Annotated in this window: 26 protein-coding genes; 11 read left to right on the top strand and 15 right to left on the bottom strand. The window is 70.9% G+C overall.

Annotation, left to right across the window (positions count from 1 at the left end):
* Nucleotides 1-114: 114 nt before the first annotated feature.
* Nucleotides 115-660, top strand: coding sequence for a type II toxin-antitoxin system PemK/MazF family toxin (locus tag ACZ4MH_RS07365; RefSeq protein ID WP_467754375.1), 546 nt, complete (start codon nucleotides 115-117; stop codon nucleotides 658-660).
* Nucleotides 661-738: 78 nt separating this feature from the next.
* Here the strand turns inward: ACZ4MH_RS07365 and ACZ4MH_RS07370 are convergent, their stop codons facing one another.
* The 7 genes from ACZ4MH_RS07370 to clpS form a co-directional block, all read right to left on the bottom strand.
* Entirely contained in the window at nucleotides 739-1689 is a 951-nt protein-coding gene (locus tag ACZ4MH_RS07370; RefSeq protein ID WP_351600556.1) for a PLP-dependent cysteine synthase family protein, read from the bottom strand.
* Entirely contained in the window at nucleotides 1689-1967 is a 279-nt protein-coding gene (locus tag ACZ4MH_RS07375; protein WP_351600558.1) for a MoaD/ThiS family protein, read from the bottom strand. The genes ACZ4MH_RS07370 and ACZ4MH_RS07375 overlap by 1 nt, the downstream gene beginning before the upstream one ends.
* A gap of 176 nt (nucleotides 1968-2143) precedes the next feature.
* A complete protein-coding gene (locus ACZ4MH_RS07380) occupies nucleotides 2144-2257 on the bottom strand; it encodes a putative leader peptide (RefSeq protein ID WP_342668106.1) in 114 nt (37 codons plus the stop codon).
* A gap of 148 nt (nucleotides 2258-2405) precedes the next feature.
* Nucleotides 2406-2840 carry a M67 family metallopeptidase gene (locus ACZ4MH_RS07385; protein WP_351600561.1) on the bottom strand — a complete coding sequence of 145 codons (435 nt, stop codon included), beginning with the start codon at nucleotides 2838-2840 and terminating at the stop codon, nucleotides 2406-2408.
* 92 nt (nucleotides 2841-2932) lie between these two features.
* Nucleotides 2933-4384, bottom strand: a complete 1452-nt coding sequence (locus ACZ4MH_RS07390) for an amino acid permease (RefSeq protein ID WP_351600563.1) — start codon at nucleotides 4382-4384, stop codon at nucleotides 2933-2935.
* A gap of 385 nt (nucleotides 4385-4769) precedes the next feature.
* Nucleotides 4770-5372 (bottom strand): DUF2017 domain-containing protein, encoded by a 603-nt coding sequence (locus ACZ4MH_RS07395; protein ID WP_351600565.1) that lies wholly within the window; start codon nucleotides 5370-5372, stop codon nucleotides 4770-4772.
* Nucleotides 5372-5683, bottom strand: coding sequence for an ATP-dependent Clp protease adapter ClpS (clpS, locus tag ACZ4MH_RS07400; RefSeq protein ID WP_030614367.1), 312 nt, complete (start codon nucleotides 5681-5683; stop codon nucleotides 5372-5374). Before clpS ends, ACZ4MH_RS07395 begins: the two co-directional genes overlap by 1 nt.
* 82 nt (nucleotides 5684-5765) lie before the next feature.
* On the opposite strand from clpS, the gene ACZ4MH_RS07405 reads away from it, so the two are divergent.
* Both ACZ4MH_RS07405 and ACZ4MH_RS07410 read left to right on the top strand, forming a co-directional pair.
* Complete coding sequence (locus ACZ4MH_RS07405; RefSeq protein ID WP_351600568.1) at nucleotides 5766-7094, top strand: nicotinate phosphoribosyltransferase; 1329 nt, start codon at nucleotides 5766-5768, stop codon at nucleotides 7092-7094.
* 240 nt (nucleotides 7095-7334) lie between these two features.
* Nucleotides 7335-7931 carry an isochorismatase family protein gene (locus ACZ4MH_RS07410; protein WP_351600570.1) on the top strand — a complete coding sequence of 199 codons (597 nt, stop codon included), beginning with the start codon at nucleotides 7335-7337 and terminating at the stop codon, nucleotides 7929-7931.
* A 45-nt stretch (nucleotides 7932-7976) separates the two neighbouring features.
* On the opposite strand, the gene ACZ4MH_RS07415 is transcribed toward ACZ4MH_RS07410, so the two are convergent.
* Together ACZ4MH_RS07415 and ACZ4MH_RS07420 are read right to left on the bottom strand one after the other, a co-directional pair.
* A complete protein-coding gene (locus tag ACZ4MH_RS07415) occupies nucleotides 7977-8303 on the bottom strand; it encodes a hypothetical protein (RefSeq protein ID WP_351600572.1) in 327 nt (108 codons plus the stop codon).
* Between the two features lie 192 nt (nucleotides 8304-8495).
* Nucleotides 8496-10889 carry an immune inhibitor A domain-containing protein gene (locus ACZ4MH_RS07420; RefSeq protein ID WP_351600574.1) on the bottom strand — a complete coding sequence of 798 codons (2394 nt, stop codon included), beginning with the start codon at nucleotides 10887-10889 and terminating at the stop codon, nucleotides 8496-8498.
* Between the two features lie 336 nt (nucleotides 10890-11225).
* Between ACZ4MH_RS07420 and ACZ4MH_RS07425 the strand changes: the two genes are divergently transcribed.
* The gene (locus tag ACZ4MH_RS07425; protein ID WP_351600576.1) at nucleotides 11226-11516 is read left to right on the top strand and encodes a hypothetical protein; all 291 of its coding nucleotides are present in this window, start codon (nucleotides 11226-11228) and stop codon (nucleotides 11514-11516) included.
* Nucleotides 11517-11528: 12 nt separating this feature from the next.
* On the opposite strand, the gene ACZ4MH_RS07430 is transcribed toward ACZ4MH_RS07425, so the two are convergent.
* Complete coding sequence (locus ACZ4MH_RS07430; protein WP_351600578.1) at nucleotides 11529-12176, bottom strand: RDD family protein; 648 nt, start codon at nucleotides 12174-12176, stop codon at nucleotides 11529-11531.
* Nucleotides 12177-12348: 172 nt separating this feature from the next.
* The gene (locus ACZ4MH_RS07435) at nucleotides 12349-13956 is read right to left on the bottom strand and encodes an RDD family protein (RefSeq protein WP_467754383.1); all 1608 of its coding nucleotides are present in this window, start codon (nucleotides 13954-13956) and stop codon (nucleotides 12349-12351) included.
* 257 nt (nucleotides 13957-14213) lie between these two features.
* Between ACZ4MH_RS07435 and ACZ4MH_RS07440 the strand changes: the two genes are divergently transcribed.
* Nucleotides 14214-14690: an SsgA family sporulation/cell division regulator gene (locus ACZ4MH_RS07440; protein WP_351599191.1), complete on the top strand. Its 477-nt coding sequence runs from the start codon at nucleotides 14214-14216 to the stop codon at nucleotides 14688-14690.
* Nucleotides 14691-14755: 65 nt separating this feature from the next.
* Nucleotides 14756-15103: a tetratricopeptide repeat protein gene (locus ACZ4MH_RS07445; protein WP_351599190.1), complete on the top strand. Its 348-nt coding sequence runs from the start codon at nucleotides 14756-14758 to the stop codon at nucleotides 15101-15103.
* A 6-nt stretch (nucleotides 15104-15109) separates the two neighbouring features.
* Here ACZ4MH_RS07445 and ACZ4MH_RS07450 read toward each other — a convergent pair whose 3' ends face one another.
* From ACZ4MH_RS07450 to hppD, 4 genes are all read right to left on the bottom strand, one after another.
* Complete coding sequence (locus ACZ4MH_RS07450; protein WP_351599189.1) at nucleotides 15110-16552, bottom strand: dihydrolipoyl dehydrogenase family protein; 1443 nt, start codon at nucleotides 16550-16552, stop codon at nucleotides 15110-15112.
* 123 nt (nucleotides 16553-16675) lie between these two features.
* The gene (locus ACZ4MH_RS07455) at nucleotides 16676-16963 is read right to left on the bottom strand and encodes a ribosomal protein L7/L12 (protein ID WP_351599188.1); all 288 of its coding nucleotides are present in this window, start codon (nucleotides 16961-16963) and stop codon (nucleotides 16676-16678) included.
* A gap of 49 nt (nucleotides 16964-17012) precedes the next feature.
* A complete protein-coding gene (locus tag ACZ4MH_RS07460; RefSeq protein WP_351599187.1) occupies nucleotides 17013-18377 on the bottom strand; it encodes an FAD-binding oxidoreductase in 1365 nt (454 codons plus the stop codon).
* Between the two features lie 111 nt (nucleotides 18378-18488).
* Entirely contained in the window at nucleotides 18489-19634 is a 1146-nt protein-coding gene (gene hppD, locus ACZ4MH_RS07465; RefSeq protein ID WP_351599186.1) for a 4-hydroxyphenylpyruvate dioxygenase, read from the bottom strand.
* Nucleotides 19635-19756: 122 nt separating this feature from the next.
* Here hppD and ACZ4MH_RS07470 point away from each other — a divergent pair, with 122 nt between their 5' ends.
* Genes ACZ4MH_RS07470 through ACZ4MH_RS07490 form a run of 5 tightly spaced genes read left to right on the top strand, consistent with a single transcriptional unit; the run spans nucleotide 19757 to nucleotide 24000 of the window.
* Complete coding sequence (locus tag ACZ4MH_RS07470; protein ID WP_351599185.1) at nucleotides 19757-20224, top strand: Lrp/AsnC family transcriptional regulator; 468 nt, start codon at nucleotides 19757-19759, stop codon at nucleotides 20222-20224.
* Between the two features lie 15 nt (nucleotides 20225-20239).
* A complete protein-coding gene (locus ACZ4MH_RS07475) occupies nucleotides 20240-20887 on the top strand; it encodes an ABC transporter permease (protein ID WP_351599184.1) in 648 nt (215 codons plus the stop codon).
* Nucleotides 20880-22124, top strand: coding sequence for an ABC transporter ATP-binding protein (locus tag ACZ4MH_RS07480; protein ID WP_351599183.1), 1245 nt, complete (start codon nucleotides 20880-20882; stop codon nucleotides 22122-22124). Before ACZ4MH_RS07475 ends, ACZ4MH_RS07480 begins: the two co-directional genes overlap by 8 nt.
* A complete protein-coding gene (locus ACZ4MH_RS07485) occupies nucleotides 22121-22996 on the top strand; it encodes an ABC transporter permease (protein WP_351599182.1) in 876 nt (291 codons plus the stop codon). Before ACZ4MH_RS07480 ends, ACZ4MH_RS07485 begins: the two co-directional genes overlap by 4 nt.
* The gene (locus ACZ4MH_RS07490) at nucleotides 22996-24000 is read left to right on the top strand and encodes a glycine betaine ABC transporter substrate-binding protein (protein ID WP_351599181.1); all 1005 of its coding nucleotides are present in this window, start codon (nucleotides 22996-22998) and stop codon (nucleotides 23998-24000) included. Before ACZ4MH_RS07485 ends, ACZ4MH_RS07490 begins: the two co-directional genes overlap by 1 nt.
* Nucleotides 24001-24004: the final 4 nt, after the last annotated feature.

Below are 24004 nucleotides of genomic sequence, written 5' to 3' on the forward strand. Positions count from 1 at the left end.
CGGTGGCTCCTCCAGCGGGGCGAGCTGTGGGCGGAATCACCAGTCCGGGTGGGCCTTTGGGGGGCGCGGGTGATACCGGGGGTACGGTGAGCGGCGGCGAGCGAGGAGGCAGGCGTGGACACCTCATGGTGGCCGGCGGTGCTGGCCGTGGTCGTACTGGCGCTGGTGGCGGCGGTCGTCGACGGGCGGGCCCGCTCGGACCGGGGCCCGCGGCGCGGCGGGCGGCGGCCGGGGCGCGGGCCGCGGGACGGCAGGCGCCGCCCGCGGGACCGTACGCGTGAGCCGGGGCGGAGCACGCGGCGCCCCGGTGACCTGCCGGTCCGTGGACGTACGGGCGCGGGCCGGGGCGCGGGGCCGGAGCCGGGCGAGATCTGGTGGGCGAGCGTGCCGTTCGAGGACGTGTCCGCCGCGAAGGACCGGCCGTGTCTGGTACTGGCCGTACGGGGCGGGTCCGCGCTGGTCGCGAAGATCACCAGCCGGTACCACGACGAGCGGCCCGGGGTGATCCCGCTGCGGCCGGGCACGGTGGGCGACGCGCAGGGCAGGCCGAGCTTCCTGGAGACGGACGAGCTGCGGGAGGTCGCGGTGGCCGACTTCCGGCGCCGCGCGGGCACGGTGGACCCGCTGCTGTGGGACCGCGTCCGGCACCTGGCCGGATAGCACCCCGGCAGGCACGAAGGCGCCCGGCCGTACGGGGCCGGGCGCCTTCGGGAAGCCGCTGTGCGCAGCGGGCGCGTGTCACGCCCAGAGCTGGCCGTGCAGCGTCTCGATGGCCGCTTCGGTGCTCTCGGCGGTGTAGACGCCGGTGGAGAGGTACTTCCAGCCGCCGTCGGCGACGACGAACACCACGTCCGCGCTCTCGCCGGCCTTGAGGGCCTTCTTCGCGACGCCGATCGCGGCGTGCAGCGCGGCGCCGGTGGAGACGCCCGCGAAGATGCCTTCCTCGGCGAGGAGTTCGCGGGTGCGGCGCACCGCGTCCGCCGAACCGACGGAGAAGCGGGTGGTCAGCACGGTCTCGTCGTAGAGCTCGGGGATGAAGCCCTCGTCGAGGTTGCGCAGGCCGTAGACGACGTCGTCGTAGCGCGGCTCGGCGGCCACGATCTGCACGCCGGGGACCTGCTCGCGCAGGTAGCGGCCGACGCCCATGAGGGTGCCGGTGGTGCCCAGGCCCGCGACGAAGTGGGTGACGGAGGGCAGGTCGGCGAGGATCTCCGGGCCGGTGGTGGCGTAGTGCGCGCCCGCGTTGTCGGGGTTGCCGTACTGGTAGAGCATCACCCAGTCGGGGTGCTCGGCGGAGAGCTCCTTGGCGACCCGTACGGCGGTGTTGGAGCCGCCGGCGGCCGGGCTGGAGATGATCTGCGCGCCCCACATGGCGAGCAGCTCGCGGCGCTCCTGGGAGGTGTTCTCCGGCATGACGCACACGATGCGGTAGCCCTTGAGCTTGGCCGCCATGGCGAGCGAGATGCCGGTGTTGCCGCTGGTGGGCTCCAGGATGGTGCAGCCGGGGGTGAGCCGGCCGTCCTTCTCCGCCTGCTCGATCATGTGCAGCGCGGGACGGTCCTTGACGGAGCCGGTGGGGTTGCGGTCCTCCAGCTTGGCCCAGATCCGTACGTCGTCGGAGGGCGACAGCCGCGGCAGGCGCACCAGGGGGGTGTTGCCGACCGCGGCGAGCGGGCTGTCGTACCGCATCAGCTCATGCCGCCGGCAACGGCGGGAAGGATCGTCACGCTGTCGCCGTCGGCGACCTTCGTGGTGATGCCCTCCAGGAAGCGCACGTCCTCGTCGTTCAGGTAGACGTTGACGAAGCGGCGCAGCTGCCCGCCGTCGACCAGGCGCTCCTTGATGCCGGCGTGCCGGGCCTCCAGGTCGTCGAAGAGCTCGCCGAGCGTGTCGCCGCTGCCCTCCACGGCCTTCTGGCCGTCGGTGTAGGTGCGCAGGATGGTCGGGATTCGGACCTCGATGGCCATGAGGATGCTCCTGTTTCGGCTGGCTGGGACGCTTCCCGGAAAGGGGCCGGAGAGCGAGTCTGGAGTGCGCCGCTGCGGGGCGCGTCGGGCGAGGCGTCCTGGGACGCGGGCGGGGCGTACGGTCAGCCCGCCGGCCGTCTCGGCCGGGCGCCTGTCGTGCGGGCAGGCGGAACCGGTCAGCCGGCTGCGCGGCGCGGACACATGGCGCTGGCGAGGCGGCACAGGTCGACGTGCAGCCGCGCAACGAGCAGCAGGCTCGGCGTCTTCTCGCTCACGTCGTGGTCAACCATGCGGTCATCGTATCGATTCCCGGTCCGGGTACTGGAACCCGGTCTCGGGATGCGGACGGACGGTGCACACCATGTGGGATGCGGCCGATCGGGCCGCCCCGGCGGGCCGTGCGCCGCCGGGGCCGTACGGGGCAAGGGGTGACGGGTGTCACGCGTACGCGTCGACGACCTCGACCTCTTCTTCGGTGATCACACCGTCCACGATCCGGTAGGAGCGGAACTGGAACGGGCCCGCGTCGTCGGCATCCGCGGTGGAGACCAGGACGTAGTGCGCGTTCGGCTCGTTCGCGTACGAGACGTCCGTACGGGACGGGTACGCCTCGGTCGCGGTGTGCGAGTGGTAGATGACGACGGGCTCCTCGTCCCGGTCGTCCAGCTCGCGGTAGAGCTTGAGCAGGTCGGTGGAGTCGAATTCGTAGAAGGTGGGCGAGCGCGCCGCGTTCAGCATCGGGATGAACCGCTCGGGGCGGCCGTCGGCGGGCGCCGGCGTCGGGCCCGCCAGGACCCCGCACGCCTCGTCGGGGTGGTCCTTGCGGGCGTGCTCGACGATCTGGTCGTGAAGGGCCCGGGTGATGGTCAGCATGGGCTCAAGAATAAGCATCGGGCCCGCGCGTACCACTAAGTGATACGTACGGGCCCGGATGCTGGACAGTGGGCGGAATCCGCCGCGGTGGGTCAGTCCTTCTTCGCGGTGTCGACGGGGCCCTTGGCCGCGAAGACGTTGGGGTCCCGGCGCTTGAGGACGAGGTAGCCGACCCCCATGATCGCGGCCCAGACCGGCGCCGCGTACAGCGAGATCCGGGTGTCGGGGTCGATGCCCATCATCACGATGACCATGGCGATGAAGGCCAGCGCGAAGATCGAGGTGTACGGCGCGCCGATCGCCTTGAACTCCGACTGCGGCAGCTCGCCGCGGTTGGCCTTGGCCCGGTAGCGCAGCTGCGAGAGCAGGATGACGATCCAGGCCCACATGCCGGAGATGGTGGCGAAGGAGACGACGTAGTTGAACGCCTCGCCCGGCCACTGGTAGTTGATCCAGACGCCGACCAGCATCATCGCGACCGAGACGGCGGTGCCGCGGGTGGGCAGGCCGTTCTTGCTGAGGTAGGTGAAGACCTTCGGGCCCTGGCCGTTCATCGACAGGTCGCGCAGCATGCGGCCGGTGGAGTACATGCCCGAGTTGGCCGAGGACAGCGCCGCGGTGAGCACGACGAAGTTCACGATGCCGGCGCCGGCCGGCAGGCCGATCTTGGCGAAGGCGGCGACGAAGGGGCTGACGCCGGGCTCGAAGACCGTCCAGCTGACGACGGACAGGATGATGATCAGCGAGCCGATGTAGAAGAGGCCGATGCGCCACGGCACGGTGTTGATCGCCTTGGGCAGGACCTTCTTCGGGTCGGTGGCCTCGCCGGCGGTGACGCCGACCAGCTCGACGGCGAGGAAGGCGAACATCACGATCTGCAGGGTCATCAGCGTGCCGCCGATGCCCTTGGGGAAGAACCCGCCGTGCGACCACAGGAGGCTGAAGGAGGCGGTGTCGCCGGCGTCGGAGAAGCCGAGCGTGATCACGCCGATGCCGATCAGGATCATGCCGATGATGGCGGTGACCTTGACCATGGAGAACCAGAACTCCAGCTCACCGAAGATCTTCACGGAGATCAGATTGATCCCGAAGAGGGCGACGGTGAAGACCAGCGCTGACACCCATTGCGGGATGTCGTGATTCCAGTACTGGACGTATGTCGCGGCCGCCGTGACTTCCGTGATGCCGGTGACGACCCAGAAGAGCCAGTACGTCCAGCCGGTCACGAAGCCCATGAAGGGGCCGAGGAACTCGCGGGCGTACTCCGAGAAGGAGCCCGACACCGGGCGGTACATGAGCAGCTCGCCCAGGGCGCGCATGATGAAGAAGATGACGAGCCCGACGATGGCGTAGGCCAGGATGATGCTCGGCCCGGCCTTCGAGATCGCTTTGCCCGCCCCGAGGAACAGGCCCGTTCCGATGGCGCCACCAATGGCGATCATCTGGATCTGCCGGTTTCCCAGACCGCGCTGATAGCCCTCTTCCGGGGCAGATCCCGCGGCGTCGGTGACGCCGTGCTGATTGTCGACCTGCGCTGAGGTCATGTGTGGTGCGCCTTTCTCCATTCCGACCCGGTCTGTTCCGGATCGGGTCCCGATCCCCCCGGATGGAGTCCTGCACGCCAACGGTCGGCCGGCGCAGCGCTCCCGCGGCGACAGGGGTGGCGTCACCGACGGCAGGTCGAGAGTTTCTACCACGACCACTTGGGATGTACTACCGGGACACCGTAGGGCACGACAGGGAAAAGAGGACAAAATTCAAAAGCCGCAGGAAGACCGGGCGCAGCAGTAATGCGATCGTTATCCGGATTTGATCGTCCGTTGAGCGAACGCATCTCCGTACGTAGTCGGACGTACCGTCCGGGTCACAGAGCCGCCGGTCCGGACCATGATCCGGGGGTGGCCGCCGGCCCGGAGACCGGCGCGGCCCTCACTCGGGCATCAGCGTCTCGATCAGGGTCTCCTGGAGCCCGCCCAGCCAGAGGTACGCCATCGCCATCGGCTTGCGCGGGTCCTCGTCCGGCAGGCCGAGCAGCTCGCTGCCGTCGTCCTCGTCGCTGACGTCCAGCCGGGTGCCGATCGCCAGCCGCAGGTCGTTCAGCGCGCCCAGCCACTGCTGGGACTCCTCCGGCTTGAGCCGCAGCACCGCGCCCTCGGAGCCCTTGCCGCCCTCGGTGGACAACGCGTCCAGCGCCCGGACCACCGCGAGGGCGTCCTCGCGCTTGCGGGCCCGCAGGTCGTTCTCCGTGTAGCGGCGGAATTCCGCCGAGGCGGCGCGCGCGTCGTCGTCCGGCACGTGGTCCGGGCCGCCGTAGGCGTCGGGGAAGAGCCGGGCCAGCGCCGGGTCGGACGGCGGCTCGCTGGGCCCCTCGGCGAAGAGCGCGTCCAGCGGGTCCTCGCCCTCGGCGGGCTCGTCGCCGGGGCCCACCAGCTCCATCAGCTGGACGGCCAGGCTGCGCAGGATGGAGATCTCGACCTCGTCGAGGGCGGCCGCCGCGCCGCCGCCGGGCAGGGCTTCGAAGTGGCCGGCCATCAGCGGTCCTGCGTGAGGGTCGCCCACAGGCCGTAGCCGTGCATCGCCTGCACGTCGCGCTCCATTTCTTCGCGGGTGCCGCTGGACACGATCGCGCGGCCCTTCCGATGGACATCGAGCATGAGCTTGCGGGCCTTTTCCTTGGAGTACCCGAAGTACGCCTGGAACACGTAGGTCACGTAACTCATGAGATTGACGGGGTCATTGTGAACGACGGTCACCCAGGGAACATCGGGCTCCGGCGCCTCGAAGGGCGCTTCCGTCGTTTCAGGACGTTCGATCTCCGTCGGTGCGACACTCACGGGTCCCATGCTGCCACCCAGGAGGGGCGCGCGCACAAACGACCCGGGGAAATCGTCAATGTGACGAGTACGCGAGGTAGCATCTCCTGTTATGAACACAGCAGACCTGGGGCTGCCGGTGGCCGTGCCGTCGACTGCGCTCTTCACCGATCAGTACGAACTCACCATGGTGCAGGCCGCGCTGCGGTCCGGCACCGCCGACCGGCGCTCGGTCTTCGAGGTCTTCACCCGGCGGCTGCCCGAGGGCCGCCGGTACGGCGTGGTCGCGGGCACCGGGCGGCTGCTGGACGCGGTGGAGAACTTCCGCTTCGACGCCACGATCCTGGACTTCCTCACCGAGCGCGGCATCCTCGACGAGACCACCCGCGCGTGGCTCGCCGACTACCGCTTCCGCGGCGACATCTGGGGCTACCCGGAGGGCGAGGTCTACTTCCCCGGCTCCCCCATCCTGCGGGTCGAGGGCACCTTCGCCGAGGCGGTGCTGCTGGAGACGGTGATCCTCTCGATCCTGAACCACGACTCGGCGGTGGCCGCCGCGGCCTCCCGGATGGCGGTCGCGGCCGGCGAGCGCCCGCTGATCGAGATGGGCGCCCGGCGCACCCACGAGCTGGCCGCCGTGGCCGCCTCCCGGGCCGCGTACGTGGGCGGCTTCCACACCACCTCCGACCTCGCGGCCGGCTTCCGGTACAACATCCCGACCGCCGGCACGAGCGCGCACTCCTTCACGCTGCTGCACGACAACGAGCGGGACGCGTTCACCGCGCAGGTCGACAGCCTCGGTGCGGGAACGACTCTGCTGGTGGACACCTACGACGTCGCCGAGGCGGTCCGTACCGCCGTGGAGGTGGCCGGGCCCGGCCTCGGCGCCGTCCGCATCGACTCCGGCGACCTGCTGCTGCTCGCCCACCGGGTGCGCCAGCAGCTGGACGAGCTGGGCGCGACGGACACGAAGATCGTGGTCACCAGCGACCTGGACGAGTACGCCATCGCCTCGCTGGCCGCCGCGCCCGTGGACGCGTACGGCGTCGGTACGCAGCTGGTCACCGGCAGCGGGCACCCCACCTGCTCGATGGTCTACAAGCTGGTCGCGCGCGCCGACGGCGACGGCGACGGCGCGCCGCTGCGGCCGGTCGCGAAGAAGTCCATGGGCGGCAAGGCGTCCCACGGCGGCCGCAAGTGGGCCGCGCGACGCCCGGACGCGGACGGCGTGGCGGAGGCCGAGGTCATCGGCACGGGGCCGGTGCCGGCCGAGCTGGCCGACCGGCAGCTGATGGTGCCGCTGGTGCGCGGCGGCGAGGTGATCGCGCGCGAGCCGCTGGACGCGGCGCGCGACCGGCACATCGCGGCCCGCGCCGGGCTCCCGATGTCCGCGATGCAGCTCTCGCGCGGCGAGGCCGTGCTGCCGACGGAGTACGTCTGAGCGCTCCGCGGTGACGGTTCCCCCGGGGATGTGGTTCGTCGGCTGCGGGCCGTGTGTGGCTGGTCGCGCAGTTCCCCGCGCCCCTTACGGGGCGCGGGGCGTACGCGGCCCCCACACGGCTCCTACTCCCGCAAAGCTGTGCGAGTGGCTACCCTCGGTCACATCGGCACTTGCCGTAGCCCCCACAGGTCCCACAGCCGCCACACTCTCCCCCCTTTTCCCATCCGGAAGGCACGCACCATGCACCGGGCATTGATCGTCGTGGACGTCCAGAACGACTTCTGTGAGGGCGGCAGCCTCGCGGTAGCGGGCGGCTCGGACATCGCCGCCGCCATCACCGATCTGGTGGGCGAGGCGGCAGGCAGCGGATACCAGTACGTGGTCGCCACGCGTGATCACCACATCGACCCCGGCGACCACTTCTCCGTCCGGCCGGACTACGAGCACAGCTGGCCCGCGCACTGCGTCGCGGGCACCGAGGGCAGCGGCTTCCACCCCAATTTCGCGCCCGCGATCGTCTCCGGCGCGATCGACGCGGTCTTCTCCAAGGGCGAGCACTCCGCGGCGTACAGCGGCTTCGAGGGCGTGGACGAGCACGGCGCCTCGACGGCGGAGTGGCTGCGCGCGCACGAGGTGACCGAGGTCGACATCGTCGGCATCGCCACGGACCACTGCGTGCGGGCCACGGCCCTGGACGCGGTGCGCGAGGGGTTCCGCACCCGGGTCCTGCTGGACCTGACGGCGGGCGTGGCCGCGCACACGACGGAGGCGGCGGTCGCGGAGCTGCGCGAGGCGGGGGCCGAGCTGACCGGCAAACCGGTGGTCAGCGCGGGCTGAGCCACCGGTGGCCGGCCCGCGGGCCGGCCACCGGCCGGCGGCCCCTCAGAGCGCCTCCGGGACGGCCGGGCGCAGCAGGGCCCGTATCGGGTGCCAGGACTCCGTGTCGTCCTCCGGGGCGCCGCGCCAGACCAGCCCGTCGGGGTGGTGCAGGACCGCCGTGATCTCGTCCGGCGTGGGCGGTTCGGTGTTGCCGCGCAGGTAGACGGCGCGCAGCCCGAGGTTGCGCAGCCTGGTCAGGGCGCGTGCGCGGTTCCCGGCGTGGACGAGGACGCGTACGCGGTGGCCGCTGCGGCCCGGTCTGGGCAGCGAGAGGGCCACCACCACGCTTCCGCCCGGAAGCCTGATGAAGCCGGAGCCGGTCAAGGTCATGTCTCCCCCGTGCATGGTCGGTGCATCGGTCGGTGCATGGTCGTGCGGCCGGCGCACGCCGGGTCGGGGCATGCGTCGGGAACCCCTCGTGAGACTACGTGTCAGCAAGAAGGCCGCAGGAGGCATCTAAACGCGATCGGCCGCCGCCCGCTAGGGGGCGACGGCCGATACGTTTCTGACCTGCGGCTTTACTTACTTCTTCGCCGCGGGCCCGACCTGGAGGACCACCGTGGAGCCGTCATGGGCCTCCTTGGTGATCTTGATCCGGGTGTTGGTGTCAGGAACGATCACGCCACCGGTCGGGTTCGCCTTGTCGTAGTAGACCCCGTACCGGTCGTCGAAGACGGTCACGCCCTTCTGCGACGCGATCTTCGCGGCCTTGCCGTCCTTGTGCAGCGTGAGCGCGTCGGTACGGGCACGGGTGAAGGTCGAGTCGTAGGTCTGGAAGCGATTGCGCATGAGCTTGCCGTCCGCCCACTTCGTGGCCTTCGGGTGCGCGTCGACCGGGAGGATCTGGCCGGCGCCCGGGTGCTCGCCCACGTTGTTGTCCGCCTGCGAGGTGTCCCACAGCCAGATCAGCGTGCCGTTCTGGAAGGGGAAGTGCTCGACCCAGTTCGGCCGGGTGGAGGTGAAGCCGAAGTTGTACGGGCCGCTCTTGAGGGTCTTGTCGTACGAGACGTACTGGCGGTTCTCGGCGAGGTAGTACTGCGGGTAGTCCTTGGTGAAGGACTCGCCGATGCGCGAGAAGCCCTTGGCGGTCCAGCCGGCGTCGTCGCCCTCCGCGCCGTCGGTGAAGAGCGGCTTACCGTCGGCCACGACGCTCAGCGCGTCGGCCGCGAAGCCCTTCTGGGCCACGCCGCCGTCGGTCTGGTAGCGGAACCGCAGGTCGATCTTCTTGCCCGCGTAGGCGTCCAGCGGGTAGACGAGGTCCTGGTACGCGTCGACGGTGCCGGTCAGCGCGGGCTTGTCACCGGCGTCGCGCGGGATGGCCTTGCCGTTCGCGGTGCCGTCCACCGGCGTCCAGTTGGCGCCGCCGTCCGTGGAGACCTCGGCGTACAGGTAGTCGTACTCCTGCTCGATGTCCCACCAGCCCTTGAGGTTCAGGGACGCCTTGGCCTTGCCGGTGAGGTCGACGGACCGGGTGAGGGTGTTCTTCAGGTCGTCACCCATGCCGCTCCACCACTGCTTGGTGCCTTCGGCGGGCTTCACGACGGAGGTGCTGACGGCCTTCTGCGGCAGCTCGACGACGAGTGCCTGCTTGTTCTTGGTGTTGTACTCCGCGACGCCCAGCTTGTGCGTGGAGGCCGTGGCCGCCTTCGCGGTGCCGTAGTTGAGCCAGCCCAGCTGCAGCTTGTCCCAGGCGCTCATGTCGCCGGGCAGGTCGCCGATGGAGTCCTTGCCCTCGCCGAGCCAGGAGCCGGAGGACATCAGCGACCAGAAGTCGACGGAGGACTCGCCGGTGCCGCCGGTGTCGTACTCGTCCGGCAGGCCCAGGTCGTGGCCGTACTCGTGGGCGAAGACGCCGAGGCCGCCGTTCTCCGGCTGCATCGTGTAGTCGCCGACCCAGATGCCGGTGTCACCGATCTGGGTGCCGCCGGCCCTGTTCTCACCGGGGCCGGTCTTGCCGGCGTCCGTGCCGTACGCGTACCAGCGGTGCGCCCAGATGGCGCTGGTGCCCTGGACGCCGCCGCCCGCGGACTCGTCCTCGCCCGCGTGCACGATCTGGAAGTGGTCGATGTAGCCGTCCGGCTCGTTGAAGTTGCCGTCGCCGTCGTAGTCGTAACGGTCCCACTGGTCGTACTTGGCGAGGTCCGTCTTGATCTGCGCGTCGGTGCGGCCCTTGGCCTTCTGATCCTTCGCCCACTGGTTCACGCCGTCGCGGATCAGGTCCCAGGCGCTGGAGCAGTTGGTCTGGCCGCAGTAGTTGGAGCCGTAGCGGGCCTCGTTCCAGTCGACCTTGACCCAGTCGGAGACCTCGCCCTCGACCGAGTAACGGCCCGAGGACTGCTTCTCGTAGTACTTCGCCAGGGACTCCTTCTTCTTGTCGTGCGAGAAGTAGAGGTCCTGGTAGTGCTGCTGGTTGAAGTCCTTCTGCCAGTCCGTGCTGTTGTCCGTCGCACGGTCCGGCTCGGCTATCTCGTTGTGCGCGGGGCCGGGGTCGCCGCCGTACTTCTTCACCGGCGGCTTGGGGCCGGCGCCGTCCGGGTCGTACATCGTCGTGTCGTCGACCTTGGTGCCGAAGTCGACCAGGATCGTGAAGATCTTGTCGGTCTTCTCCCGGCCCAGCTCGACGTACTTGCCCTTGTCCAGCTTCACGACCTGCGAGCCGCCGCGCTTCGTGGTCTCGGCGTCGCCGGATATGACCTGCCGGAGCGCTTCCTCGCGCTGCGCTTCCTGGCGGTCGCTGAACGGGCCCTTGAGGTCGTGGTCCACCGACCGCTCGGCGGGCGCCGGGTCGTTGGACGGGCTCGCGGCCGGATTGCGGCCGTCGGCCTGTGCGGCCCCCGACGCGAAAACGGCCGCCCCGATCGCGGCGGTTGCCGTGGCCAGGGCGGCCGATCTGAACAGCAATCTCTGGGATCTCACGTTGCGCTGTCCTCCCCTGTGACGAACGGTCGTTGGAGGCATTGGACCGGAACGCCGGGGGAAAAGACAGACCTTGATTTGAACACATCAGCGAAGTACGTTACTCGGCTCGCAATGTACGGGTATCGGACGCCACCCGGTCCGCACGGAGGAATCAACGGGCGTGCCGCAAGGGGCGGTTCGCCGGACGCATGAATCGGTGCGCCCCCCGTGCACCGGGCCAGTGGGTCAACTCACGCTTACCGGACGTTCCGCTCGGGCAGTAAGGACCGTAGAGTCTTTTGGCGGCGCGCCAAGTCGACTGACACCCCTGATGCTTCCGAGGACGGACCCGCCATGCCTCGACCGACTGCCGCACAGCTCGTCTACGGTTCGGCCACCGTCGTGCTCTCCACCCTCGCCATGCTGCTGCTCTCGCAGACGAGGACGGGCATCGGGGTCGCGGTCATCGCCCTCGCCGGGCTCGGGCTCGGCCTCCTCGTCGCGGTCACGGCGCCGCTGCCGCGCTTCGCGCGCGCCCGCCGGACGCGCGTCGCCGCCCCACAGGTACGGCCCGAGGGCTTCGTGGGACGGCGTACGTCGCCGACCCGGCCTGCCGAGGCCCGGGTCGGCGAACACTCCCGGTAGAGCGGCGTCGGTTCAGCCGGTCGACACCACCACCGTGCGGGCCGCCTTGTCGTGCAGGCACTGCTGGTACGGCTTGTCCCAGGTGCACCACAGGACGTTGACCAGCCAGAAGATGGTGCCGCAGCAGGGGATGACCTCCGGCAGGGTGTAGACGGCGGCGCGCACCCAGCCCGCCTGGGCGGTGGGGATCGCCCCGTTCTCCAGCATCGCCACCCTGATCTTCATGGCCATCTTGCCGACGGTCTGGCCCCGGGTGGTGAGCATCAGGCCCTCGTAGATCAGATACGCCAGCATCGTGACGCCGGAGACCACGGTCTGCTTGCCGCCGTCGTCGGTGGTGGTACCGGGGTAGTCCACGCCGCCCACGATGAACCACATGATCAGGCCGACCGGCACGCCGATGAGGATGCCGTCGATGATCCGCGCGAGCAGCCGCCGGCCACGGCCGGCGAGCGGCGGCATCCCGGCGAGCGGGTCGGGGGCGCCGTACGGATCACCGCCGTATGGGCCTTGAGGGCCGCCGCCGTAGGGGCCTTGGGGCGCGCCGCCGTACGGGTCGCCGCTGCCCGGCGGCGGCTCCTGCGGGTGCTGCGGCTTCTTGAGGAACGGGTCGTTCTCCGGCGGCTCACCGGATCCGGGCCTCGGCTGGTCGTTACTCATGGCCCGAGTCGACCGCGTACCACCGGTCGCCGCATCCGGCGTGCGCCGATCGGGGGAAGTGCGGCGTCCCGGAGCGGGGCACGCGCCGTGCGCGGGCGCGCCCCGGCAGTCCGGGGCGCACGCCTGCGCGCGGGCTCTCAGCCTTCAGCGGTCGGCGGTCGGCCGTCGGCGGTCAGCCCTCGGCGACGAACGTGCGGGCCACCTTGTCGTGCCAGCACTGCCGCCAGGGCCGGTCGATCAGGCACCACAGGGCGTTCACCACGCCGATGGCCAGTACGCCGAGCACGCCGTACACCAGCCAGCGCTTGACCGCCGCGCCCATCCCCGGGGTGTCGTGCCCCTCGATGTCCAGCACCTGCACGCCGCAGACCTTCTTGCCCAGCGTGTGTCCCCACTTGGCGGTGGGCAGCGCTTCGAGGAGCAGCCCGACGATCAGCAGGACCGCGATCACGATGGCCAGATAGCCGCCGGTCGTGCCGTCCAGGAGGTAGACCGTGGTCTGCACGCCGGACTGCTTCGCGGCCTCGACCTTGGCGTCGATGTGGTCGGCCGCCGCGCTCCACAGCGGCACGGCGACGATCGCGAGCAGTGCGCACAGCACGATCGTGTCGATCAGCCGGGCGGCGAGCCGGCGGGCGAGCGGCGCGGGCCGCCCCTGGGCCTGCGAGGCCGCGAAGGGGTTGTCGACCGGCGGCTTCCAGGGGATGACGCCCTCGGGCGCGCCGCCCTGCTGCGCGGCCGCGGGGGCGGCCGGGGCCGACGGGCCGGACTGCTGGGGGTAGCCGTACGAGGGACCGCCCTGTTGGGGGGCCGCGGGGCCCGGCTGCGGGTAGCCGTAGCCGCCCTGCCGGTCGGCCTGCTGCGGGTAGCCGTAGCCGCCCTGGGCGCCGGCCTGCTGCGGGTAGCCGTACCCGCCCTGGCCGGGGACGGACGGGCCGCTCTGCTGCGGATAGCCGTAACCGGGGACGGCGGGGGCGGGCTGCGCCGGGGCGGCCGGCGGCTGCGGGGCCGCGGGGCCGGCCGCCGGCGCGGACCGGTCGCGGCCGGGCTGCGCGCCGCCGCGGTCGACCCGGATCGCCATCGTGCCGCCGTCGGCGCCGGGCGTGCCGGGGCCGACCGCGCGGATGGCCATGGTGCCCTCGGCGCGGGCGTCGGTCTCCGCGGAAACACCCTGCTGGGAAGCCTCCGCACGGTCCTGACCGGAACCTTCCTGCGCGGCTGCGGCGCCGTCTCCCTGCGATGCGTCGCCCCACGGCTCGGCCTCGGCCGGCGCGCCCGGGGCCGCGCCCTCGCGCTGCGGCGGGACCGAGCCCCAGGACACCCGCCGGTCCTGCTCGCCGCCGAAACCGGCCTGCCGGGAGGCGTCGGCCTGCCAGGAGGCGCCCGAGTCGGGGCTCGTGCCGTGCAGCCGCTGCGGGTCGTCCCACGTGGTGGCGGCGGACGCCACGTCCACCTCGCCGCGGTCGCGGACCGCGAGCGCGTCGCCCTGCGCGGGCGGGCCGTCGACCTGCCCGGAGTCCTCCTCCTCGTCGAAGAAGACCGGGCCGGTCTCCTCGGCGGCGGACGGCTGCCCGGCGTCGGACGGCGCTGCCGGGGCCGGCTCGGCCGCGGCACCCGCCGGCGGGGCCGGCATCGCCTCGCCCTCGGCGGGCGCCGGTCGGCTGGTGCCGGGCACCCAGGCGGCGCCGTTCCAGTACCGGATGTAGCCGGGGATGGACGGATCCGGGTAGTACCCAGGCGTGGGGCTGCCGCCGGCGGATCCTGACGAAGGCGCGCTCATGTCCAAAATCCCGTATCTGTGTTCAGGCCGGTGGAGGGGCTGACGATGGTGGGGCTAGTGCAGTCTGCCGCAACGCAGCGACCACATCTATCAGACGGGGGGTGATCGCCGGGTATGTCCGGGCGCCGGACCCCTCGGAAGAGGGGTGCGAAAAAAGTTGTACGAAGTCGCGTAATGGTCCGGGAGCTACGGCCTCTATCCCTGTGCGGGCGATGGTTCACGGGGTGCCCGCACCGGAACGTAGAGAGGCGTGACTCATGCACACCGTGGTGGAACGAGAGCTGGAACTGGGTCTGGTGCTGTCGCCGGAGCGCAGCGTCGCGGTGCCGGCCCGGCTGACCTACCGTACCGACGACCCCTTTGCCGTCCACGTCGCCTTCCACATCGGCTCCGACTCCCCCGTCAACTGGACGTTCGCCCGCGAGTTGCTCGTGGAGGGCGTCTTCCGGCCGTGCGGCCACGGGGACGTGCGGGTGTGGCCGACCAAGCTCGACGGGCGCAGCCTGGTCTGCATGGCGCTGAGTTCGCCGGACGGCGACGCGCTGCTGGAGGCGCCGGCCACCGCGGTCTCGGCGTGGCTGGAGCGCACGCTGCGGCTGGTGCCGCCGGGCACCGAGGAGGACCACCTCGGGATCGACAAAGGGCTGAGGGAGCTGCTGGCGCCGGCCGCGCGCGACGACCTGTGGCTGAGCGACCCGTGGCCGTCGGACGAGTCGCCGGAGAGCGGCGCGTAGCACGTGCCTGTCCGCCCCCGGCGGCGTAGTGGAATGTTCAACGACTTCGCCGCGTTGCCGACACCATGACCGAGACGTACTACACGCACGGCACCCCGGCCGAGCGCTGGGACCGTGCGGGACTCTTCTTCGACGCCAAGGACTACACCACCGCGGCGCACATCCTCGCGGGCCTCGTCGACGAGGTGCCCGAGCTGGTCGCGCCGCGGCTGCTCCTCGCCCGTGCCTACTACCACTCCGCGCAGCTCTGGCGCGCCGAGGCGGAGCTGCGCGCGGTCCTGGAGCGGGACCCGGTCGAGAGCTACGCCCAGCTGATGCTCGGGCGTACTCTCCAGCGCCAGGGCCGCCCTGCCGAGGCCGCCCCGTACCTGCGGCTGGCCTCCGCCATGGACGGCGACCTCGACGTGTCCTGAGGGCGCTCAGCCGCGGTAGGTCTCCAGCAGCCGCAGCCACACCTCGCTGATCGTCGGATAGGCGGGGACGGCGTGCCAGAGCCGGGAGATCGGGACCTCGCCGGCCACGGCGACCGTCGCGGAGTGCAGCAGTTCGCCGATGCCCGGGCCGACGAAGGTGACGCCGAGCAGCACCTCGCGGTCCAGGTCGACGACCATGCGGGCGCGGCCGCGGTACCCGTCCGCGTACAGGCTCGCGCCCGCCACGCCGCCCAGGTCGAAGTCGACGCTGCGGACGCGGTGGCCCGCGCGCTCGGCCTCCTGCGCGGTCAGCCCGACCGAGGCCGCCTCGGGGTCGGTGAAGACCACCTGCGGGACGGCGGCGGTGTCGGCGGTCGCCGCGTGCGCGCCCCAGGAGGCAGTGTCCAGCGACGTCCCTTGGACGCGGGCCGCGATGGCCGCGCCCGCGATACGGGCCTGGTACTTGCCCTGGTGAGTGAGGAGGGCGCGGTGGTTGACGTCGCCGACCGCGTACAGCCAGCCCTCGTCGACTGCCGTCACGCGGCAGCTGTCGTCCACCTCCAGCCAGCCGCCGGGCTCCAGGCCCACCGTCTCCAGGCCGAGGTCGTCGGTGCGCGGCGCGCGTCCGGTGGCGAAGAGCACCTCGTCCGCCTCGACGCGGTCGCCGCCGTCGAGGGTGAGGGTGACCGGGCCGTCGGCGCCGGGGCGGTGGACCTCTTCGACGGAGGTGTTCAGGCGGAGGTCGGCGCCGCCCTCCTTCAGCGCCTCGGCGACCAGCTCACCGGCGAACGGCTCCATGCGCTCCAGCAGCGCCGGTCCCCGTACGAGCATCGTGATCCGGGAGCCCAGCGCCTGGAAGGCGGTCGCCATCTCCACGGCGACCACACCGCCGCCCACCACCGCGAGCCGCTCCGGCACCGACTGCGCGCTGGTGGCCTCGCGGCTGGTCCAGGGCTTGGCGGTGTCCAGGCCCGGCAGGCCGGGGAGCGCCGCGCGGCTGCCCGTGCAGACCACGACGGCGTGCCGGGCGGTGAGCTCCGGGCCGCCCTCGACGGTCACCCGTCGGGGCCCGGCCAGCCGGCCCCGGCCGCGTACGAGGTCGATGCCGGCCGAGTCCAGCCACTCGACCTGGCCGTCGTCCTTCCAGTGCGAGGTGAAGGCGTCGCGGTGGGCGAACACGGCGCGGGCGTCGAGCGGCCCGGCCACCGCGTCCTGCAGGCCGGGCACCCGGCGGGCGTCGGCGCGCGCCGTGACCGGCCGCAGCAGCGCCTTGGACGGCATGCACGCCCAGTACGAGCATTCGCCGCCGACCAGCTCGTTCTCCACGATGACGGCGCTCAGGCCGAGTGCGTGCGCGCGGTCGGCGACGTTCTCGCCGACCGGGCCCGCGCCCAGCACCACGACGTCGTACTCCCTGCTGTTCGCTGCGGGTTCTGCGGTCTGTGCCATCGGCGCTCTCGCTCCCTGCGTCGGGCTGTTCCGGCGGTGGCCGGTCCTCGCGCCCATCCTCCGCCCGCGGGGCCCGCCGGGCCACACGGCAACACGCCGGAGCGGCGCGGCCGGACAGCGGCCTCAGGGATGGCGCCGCTCGACCGCTTCCTTGGCCTCGACCAGGCCCGCGCCGGTCAGTTGCCGGTAGACCTTGATGGCCTTGACCTTCTCGCCGCGCCGGACGAGTTCATCCACTTCGGTCATGCCGGGCCGCTCGTCGCTGATGCCCTGGTGGGCGAGGAGCAGGTCGAGCTTGCGGTCGAGCTCCCGCAGCCGCCGTTCCAGCCGCCGGTTCCGGCCGTCCGGAAGGGATATGGCGAGAACGAAAACGAGGATGACGAGAGCCGTCCACATCAGAGCCGAGTCCATGCAAGGACAATAAGCCCTTGGTCAGGGCGATTTGATCAGAAGGTCTCGATCAGAAGACCTTTCCCGGGTTCAACAGGCCGTGCGGGTCGAAGACCTGCTTGATGCCGCGGTGCAATTCCAGGGAGACCGGGCCCAGTTCGCGGGCCAGCCAGTCCTTCTTCAGTATGCCGACGCCGTGTTCGCCGGTGATCGTGCCGCCCAGCTCCAGGCCGAGTCCCATGATCTCGTCGAAGGATTCGCGGGCCCGCCGGGACTCGTCGGGGTCGGCCGCGTCGAAGCAGACGGTGGGGTGGGTGTTGCCGTCGCCCGCGTGCGCGCAGACGCCGATGGTCAGGTCGTACTTCTCGGCGATGGCGGCGCAGCCGTTGAGCAGGTCGGCGAGCCGGGAGCGGGGTACGCAGACGTCGTCGATCATGGTGGCCGTCTTCACCGCTTCGAGCGCGGTGAGGGTGAGCCGGCGGGCCTGCAGCAGCAGGTCGGACTCGGCGGCGGTCTCGGCGGGCACGACCTCGGTGGCGCCCGCCGCCTCGCACAGCGCGCCGACGGCGGCCAGGTCGGCCGACGGGTCCGGGCTGTCGAAGGCCGCGAGGAGCAGCGCCTCGGTGGAGTCCGGCAGGCCCATGTTGGCCATGGCGTTGACCGCGCGGATGCTCGTACGGTCCATCAGCTCCAGCAGCGAGGGGGCGTGGCCGCGGGCCATGATCTCGCAGACGGCCGCGCACGCGGCGTCCGTGGAGGGGAACTCCGCCGCCAGCGCGAGCTGCTGCGGCGGCTCGGGCCGGAGCGAGAGGACGGCGCGCACGACGACGCCGAGACTGCCCTCGGAGCCGACGAAGAGCCGGGTGAGGTCGTAGCCGGCCACGCCCTTGGCGGTGCGGCGGCCGGTCTGCAGCAGCCGGCCGTCGGCGAGCACGACGTCCAGGCCGAGCACGTACTCGGCGGTGACGCCGTACTTCACGCAGCACAGGCCGCCGGACGCGGTGCCGATGTTGCCGCCGATGGAGCACATCTCCCAGCTGGAGGGGTCCGGCGGGTAGTACAGGCCGTGCTCGTTCACGGCGCGGGAGAGGGTGGCGTTGATGACGCCGGGCTCGACGACCGCGATCCGGTCGACGGGGTTGATCTCCAGGATCCGGTCCATCTTGGTCAGCGAGAGCACGATGCAGCCGTCGGAGGCGTTGGCGGCGCCCGAGAGGCCGGTGCGGGAGCCCTGCGGGACGACCGGGACGCGCAGCGCGGTGGCGGTGCGCATGACGTGCTGGACCTGCTCGACGGTGCGCGGCAGTACGACGACGGCGGGCGTGCCGGCTTCACAGAAGCTGGCCATGTCGTTGGCGTAGGAGCCGGTGACGTCGGGGTCGGTGAGGACCGCCTCTTCGGGAAGTCCGGCGCGCAGCTGTGCGATGAGGTCCATGGCGCCACCTTGGCATTCGTGCGCCGTACACGGAAGATCACGGCCCCGGTTTCCGCCGAGAATCCGGGGCCGTTCCGGGCCCGGGCGGGATGCCCGGGCCCGGCTGTGCGCTTACAGATTCCCGCGCCGCTCTTGCTCGCGCTCGATCGCCTCGAAGAGGGCCTTGAAGTTGCCCTTGCCGAAGCCCATCGAGCCGTGCCGCTCGATCATCTCGAAGAAGACGGTCGGGCGGTCCTGGACCGGCTTGGTGAAGATCTGCAGGAGGTACCCGTCCTCGTCGCGGTCGACGAGGATCTTCAGCTCGCGCAGCGTCTCCACGGGGACCCGGGTCTCGCCCGCCCACTCGCCGAGGGTGTCGTAGTACGAGTCGGGGGTGTCCAGGAATTCGACGCCGGCCGCGCGCATCGCCCGCACGGTGGCGACGATGTCGTTGGTGGCGAGCGCGATGTGCTGGACGCCGGCGCCGCCGTAGAACTCCAGATACTCGTCGATCTGCGACTTCTTCTTCGCGATCGCGGGCTCGTTGATCGGGAACTTGACCTTCAGGGTGCCGTCCGCGACGACCTTGGACATCAGCGCGGAGTACTCGGTGGCGATGTCGTCGCCGACGAACTCCTTCATGTTCGTGAAGCCCATGACCTTGTTGTAGAAGGCCACCCACTCGTTCATCCTGCCGAGCTCGACGTTGCCCACGCAGTGGTCGATGGCCTGGAAGAACCGTTTCGCCGGAGGCTCGACGACCGGGGCGACGGCGACGAAGCCCGGCAGGTACGGGCCCTCGTAGCCGGACCGCTCGACCAGGGTGTGCCGGGTCTTCCCGTACGTCGCGATGACCGCGCGCACGACCGTGCCGTGCTCGTCCTTGGCCTCGTACGGCTCTTCCAGGCCCGTGGCGCCGTGCTCGACCGCGTAGGCGTACGCGGCGCGGGCGTCGGGGACCTCGATGGCCAGGTCGATCACGCCGTCGCCGTGGGCCGCGACATGGTCGGCGAGGAAGCGGCCCCACTCCGTCGACGGCTTGATGACGGAGGTGAAGACGAAGCGGGCGCCGCCGGACTCCAGGACGTAGGAGGCGGTCTCGCGGCTGCCGTTCTCCGGGCCCGAGTACGCGACGCGCTTCATGCCGAAGGCCGTGGAGTAGTAGTGCGCGGCCTGCTTGGCGTTGCCGACGGCGAAGACGACGGCGTCCATCCCCTTCACCGGGAAGGGGTCCGCCTGCGCTGCCGTACCGGGTGAATGATCGATGGTCTCAGTCATGGCCGCAGATTCCCTCTGATCCACAAGGTGCGCAACAGTTTGCGTTTCGTCTGCACATATTGATCAGCGACCGACCAGTACTCTCGGGCGATCTGTACAGCATGACCACCGGAAGGGGCCCTATGGCGATCGATCATCTGGACGGCCGGCTCATCGAACTGCTCGCGGAGGAGCCGCGGATCGGCGTACTGGAGGCGTCCCGCCGGCTCGGCGTCGCGCGCGGCACGGTGCAGGCGCGGCTGGATCGGCTGCAGTCCAATGGAGTGATCCGCGGCTTCGGACCCGACGTGGACCCGGCGGCGCTGGGCTATCCGGTGACCGCTTTCGCCACTTTGGAGATCAAACAGGGCCAAGGCGCGGACGTCCGTAACCATTTGGCAACCGTCCCTGAGGTGCTTGAGCTGCATACAACGACTGGACATGGGGACATGCTCTGCAGATTGGTTGCACGTTCCAACGCCGATCTGCAACGTGTCATCGACCGGGTTGTCGGTTTTGATGGCATCATGCGTGCCTCGACTGCGATTGTCATGGAAAATCCGGTCCGGCTGCGCATCATCCCCCTGGTGCAACAGGCGTCGGGGGACTGACCGAGGAGACCCCGAGTGAGCTTCTGGGAGTACGTCGCCGGCCGGCACACCCAGCTGCTGATCGACACGTATCAGCACGCCAGCGCGGTGTTCCAGTGCATGGTCCTCGCCACCCTCATCGGGGTGCTCATCGGCGTCCTCACCTACCGCAGCGAGTGGGTCGGCAACCTCGCCACCACGGCGACGGCGACGATCCTGACCATCCCCTCGCTGGCCATGATCGGCCTGCTCATCCCCATCGTCGGCCTGGGCGTCGCGCCCACGGTCGTCGCCCTCACCCTGTACGGGCTGCTGCCGATCGTCCGGAACGCCGTCGTCGGCCTGCGCGGGGTGGACCCCACGCTGGTCGACGCGGCGAAGGGCATCGGCATGTCCCGGGTCGCCCGGCTGTTCAAGGTCGAACTGCCGCTCGCCTGGCCGCCCATCCTGACCGGCATCCGGGTCGCCACTCAGATGCTGATGGGCATCGCCGCCATCGCCGCGTTCGCCTCGGGTCCCGGCCTCGGCAACGAGATCTTCCGCGGCATCGCCTCCCTGGGCAGTGCCAACGCGCTGAACCAGGTTCTCGCGGGGACCCTGGGCATCGTGGTCCTCGCGCTCCTCTTCGACGCCGCCTACGTCCTCATCGGACGCCTGACCATCCCGAGGGGGATCCGTGCCTGAGCAGACCACAACGGGCGCCGCCATCCAGCTGGAAGACCTCACCAAGCGCTATCCGGGCAGCGCGGTCCCGGCGGTGGACGACGTCACCATGGACATCAAGGCCGGCGAGATCGTGATCCTCGTCGGGCCCTCCGGGTGCGGCAAGTCCACCACGCTGAAGATGATCAACCGGCTGATCGAGCCCACCTCGGGCCGCATCAGGATCGGCGACGAGGACGTCACCGACATGGACCCGGTACGGCTGCGCCGCAAGGTCGGGTACGCGATCCAGTCCTCCGGGCTCTTCCCGCACATGACGGTCGCCCAGAACATCGCGCTGGTGCCGAAGATGGTCGGCTGGTCCCGGTCGAAGATCAAGAACCGGGTCGAGGAGATGCTGGACCTGGTCGGCCTGGACCCCCGCGAGTTCCACGGCCGCTATCCCCGCCAGCTCTCCGGCGGCCAGCAGCAGCGCGTCGGCGTGGCCCGCGCGCTCGCCGCCGACCCGCCCGTCCTCCTGATGGACGAGCCGTTCGGCGCCGTCGACCCGATCACCCGCGACCACCTCCAGGACGAGCTGATCCGGCTCCAGCACGAGCTGCACAAGACGATCGTCTTCGTCACCCACGACTTCGACGAGGCCATCAAGCTCGGCGACCGGATCGCCGTACTGCGCGAGCGCTCGCACATCGCCCAGTTCGACACCCCCGAGGCCATCCTCACCAACCCCACCGACGACTTCGTGTCCGGCTTCGTGGGCGCGGGCGCCGCGCTCAAACGCCTGAACCTCACCCGGGTCCGCGACGTGGAGATCGTCGACTTCCCCACCGCCACCATCGAGGACCCGCTGCAGTCCATCTTCGACAAGCTGCGCGACGGCGCCAGCAACGAACTGCTGCTGCTGGACCGGCACAACCGGCCGTACAAGTGGCTGCGCCGCGGCGACCTCACGCTGGCCAAGGGCTCGCTCGCACGGGCCGGCACGCTGGTGCACGACACGGTCACCCGGGACGCCACGCTGCGGGACGCGCTGGAGGCGGTACTCACCGACAACGCGGGCCGGGTCGCGGTCACCGGGCGGCGCGGCGAGTACACCGGCGTCGTCGACATGGCGACGCTGATGAACAACGTCCACGAGCTGCTGGACGCGGACCGGCTGGACGCCATCGAGCACCGGCACGAGCTGGAGGAACAGCGTTCCCAGCAGACCCGCCGGGAGCAGGAGGGCACCGACAGCGCCCACGGGGCCTCGGCATGAGCCCGCGCGAGGAGCGGGGCCCGCGGGACACCCGGCCGCCGGGCGAGCACGAGGTCATGGGGCTGGCGTTCCGGGACGAGGTGCGCGGCGGCGAGCGCGAGGAGGAGCCGCCTCCGCCGCCCCCGCGGCAGCCGAACCGCATCACCTGGCAGAAGGCCACCTTCCTGCCGGCCGTCCTGCTCGCCGCGCTGCTCGCCACCTGGCTGTGGTTCCGCGGCGCGCACCTGGACTCCATCGCCCACCAGGCGGTCGACGACGGCAAGGTGTGGATGGCGCTGCGCCAGCACATCTGGCTGACCGCGGTCTCCACCTTCTTCGTACTGATCATCGCGATCCCGCTGGGCATCGCGCTGACCCGCGCGAAGCTGCGCAGGGCGACCCCGGCGGCGATGGCGCTGGCCAACCTCGGCCAGGCCATCCCGGCCCTCGGCCTGCTGGTGCTGCTGGTCATCTGGCTCGGCGTCGGCCCCAAGGCCGCGATCATCGGCATGATCGTCTACGCCGTGCTGCCCGTACTGGCCAACACCATCGCCGGGCTGCAGGCCATCGACCCCACCCTCACCGAGGCCGCCCGGGGCGTCGGCATGTCACCGCTGGGCGTGCTCACCAAGGTCGAACTGCCGCTGGCCGTACCGCTGATCCTGGCCGGCGTGCGCAACGCGCTGGTACTGAACGTGGGCACCGCCACGCTCGCCACGTTCGGCGGCGGCGGGGGCCTGGGCGACCTGATCTCGGCGGGCATCGTAACCCAGCGCATGCCGGTGCTGGTCCTGGGTTCCGTACTGACCATCGTGCTCGCTCTGCTGGTCGACTGGCTGGCATCGCTCGCCGAACTGCTGATGCGGCCGCGCGGCCTGGAGGGGACGACCTGATGGGGAACCGGCGTACGTACCGGAGCACCGCCCTCGCGGCGGCCGGAGCGCTCCTCGCGACACTCGCGCTGGGCGGCTGCGGCCTGGTCAGCGGCAGCCCGATGACGGACGAGGTCAAGCCCGGCAAGGACGCGGGCTATGAGGGGCAGCCGCTGAAGGGCGCGGAGCTGACCGTGACGTCCAAGGAGTTCACCGAGCAGATCGTGCTCGGCCAGATCATGGGCCTGGCGCTGAAGGCGGCCGGCGCCACGGTCGTGGACAAGACCAACATCCAGGGCTCGATCGGCGCCCGTGAGGCGGTGACGTCCGGCACGGCCGACGGCTCGTACGAGTACACGGGCACGAGCTGGATCACCTACCTCGGCAACACCGAGCCCATCCCCGACGAGCGCAAGCAGTGGGAGGCGGTGCGGGCCGCCGACAAGAAGAAGAACCTGGTCTGGCTGCCGTACTCGGAGCTGAACAACACCTATGCGCTGGCGCTGCAGCCCGCCGACCAGAAGAAGTACGGCGTCTCCACCCTCTCGGACCTGGCCGGGCTGCTGAAGCGGAATCCGGACGCGGTCACGCTGTGCGTGGAGAACGAGTTCGCGACCCGTAACGACGGGCTGCCCGGCATGGTCAAGAAGTACGGCCTGAAGATCCCGTCGGGGAACGTCAAGCGGATGTCGGCCGGGGTCATCTACACCCAGGTCAAGAAGGGCGGCACCTGCACCTTCGGCGAGGTCTACACGACCGACGGACGCATCCAGGCGATGGGCCTGAAGACGCTCGCGGACGACCGGCACTTCTTCCCGAACTACAACGCGGCGCCGCAGATGTACGCGCCGACGATGAAGAAGTACCCGGCCATCGCCGACGTGCTCGCGCCGATCACCAAGGCGCTGAACAACAAGACGGCACAGCGGCTCAACGGCATGGTGGACGTGACCGGCGAGGACCCGCACGAGGTCGCCAAGGACTGGCTGGTGCAGGAGGGCTTCATCAAGGAGGGGACGGGCTGAGCGG

Source organism: Streptomyces sp. NPDC026301 (assembly GCF_055567935.1).

Bases quoted from the DNA above. Each gene is read 5' to 3' on its own strand.
- ACZ4MH_RS07370 (WP_351600556.1), bottom strand. From the start codon at position 1,689: ATGCGGTACGACAGCCCGCTCGCCGCGGTCGGCAACACCCCCCTGGTG.
- ACZ4MH_RS07375 (WP_351600558.1), bottom strand. From the start codon at position 1,967: ATGGCCATCGAGGTCCGAATCCCGACCATCCTGCGCACCTACACCGAC.
- ACZ4MH_RS07380 (WP_342668106.1), bottom strand. From the start codon at position 2,257: ATGGTTGACCACGACGTGAGCGAGAAGACGCCGAGCCTGCTGCTCGTT.
- ACZ4MH_RS07385 (WP_351600561.1), bottom strand. From the start codon at position 2,840: ATGCTGACCATCACCCGGGCCCTTCACGACCAGATCGTCGAGCACGCC.
- ACZ4MH_RS07390 (WP_351600563.1), bottom strand. From the start codon at position 4,384: ATGACCTCAGCGCAGGTCGACAATCAGCACGGCGTCACCGACGCCGCG.
- ACZ4MH_RS07395 (WP_351600565.1), bottom strand. From the start codon at position 5,372: ATGGCCGGCCACTTCGAAGCCCTGCCCGGCGGCGGCGCGGCGGCCGCC.
- clpS (WP_030614367.1), bottom strand. From the start codon at position 5,683: ATGGGACCCGTGAGTGTCGCACCGACGGAGATCGAACGTCCTGAAACG.
- ACZ4MH_RS07405 (WP_351600568.1), top strand. From the start codon at position 5,766: ATGAACACAGCAGACCTGGGGCTGCCGGTGGCCGTGCCGTCGACTGCG.
- ACZ4MH_RS07410 (WP_351600570.1), top strand. From the start codon at position 7,335: ATGCACCGGGCATTGATCGTCGTGGACGTCCAGAACGACTTCTGTGAG.
- ACZ4MH_RS07415 (WP_351600572.1), bottom strand. From the start codon at position 8,303: ATGACCTTGACCGGCTCCGGCTTCATCAGGCTTCCGGGCGGAAGCGTG.
- ACZ4MH_RS07425 (WP_351600576.1), top strand. From the start codon at position 11,226: ATGCCTCGACCGACTGCCGCACAGCTCGTCTACGGTTCGGCCACCGTC.
- ACZ4MH_RS07430 (WP_351600578.1), bottom strand. From the start codon at position 12,176: ATGAGTAACGACCAGCCGAGGCCCGGATCCGGTGAGCCGCCGGAGAAC.
- ACZ4MH_RS07435 (WP_467754383.1), bottom strand. From the start codon at position 13,956: ATGAGCGCGCCTTCGTCAGGATCCGCCGGCGGCAGCCCCACGCCTGGG.
- ACZ4MH_RS07440 (WP_351599191.1), top strand. From the start codon at position 14,214: ATGCACACCGTGGTGGAACGAGAGCTGGAACTGGGTCTGGTGCTGTCG.
- ACZ4MH_RS07445 (WP_351599190.1), top strand. From the start codon at position 14,756: ATGACCGAGACGTACTACACGCACGGCACCCCGGCCGAGCGCTGGGAC.
- ACZ4MH_RS07450 (WP_351599189.1), bottom strand. From the start codon at position 16,552: ATGGCACAGACCGCAGAACCCGCAGCGAACAGCAGGGAGTACGACGTC.
- ACZ4MH_RS07455 (WP_351599188.1), bottom strand. From the start codon at position 16,963: ATGGACTCGGCTCTGATGTGGACGGCTCTCGTCATCCTCGTTTTCGTT.
- ACZ4MH_RS07460 (WP_351599187.1), bottom strand. From the start codon at position 18,377: ATGGACCTCATCGCACAGCTGCGCGCCGGACTTCCCGAAGAGGCGGTC.
- hppD (WP_351599186.1), bottom strand. From the start codon at position 19,634: ATGACTGAGACCATCGATCATTCACCCGGTACGGCAGCGCAGGCGGAC.
- ACZ4MH_RS07470 (WP_351599185.1), top strand. From the start codon at position 19,757: ATGGCGATCGATCATCTGGACGGCCGGCTCATCGAACTGCTCGCGGAG.
- ACZ4MH_RS07485 (WP_351599182.1), top strand. From the start codon at position 22,121: ATGAGCCCGCGCGAGGAGCGGGGCCCGCGGGACACCCGGCCGCCGGGC.
- ACZ4MH_RS07490 (WP_351599181.1), top strand. From the start codon at position 22,996: ATGGGGAACCGGCGTACGTACCGGAGCACCGCCCTCGCGGCGGCCGGA.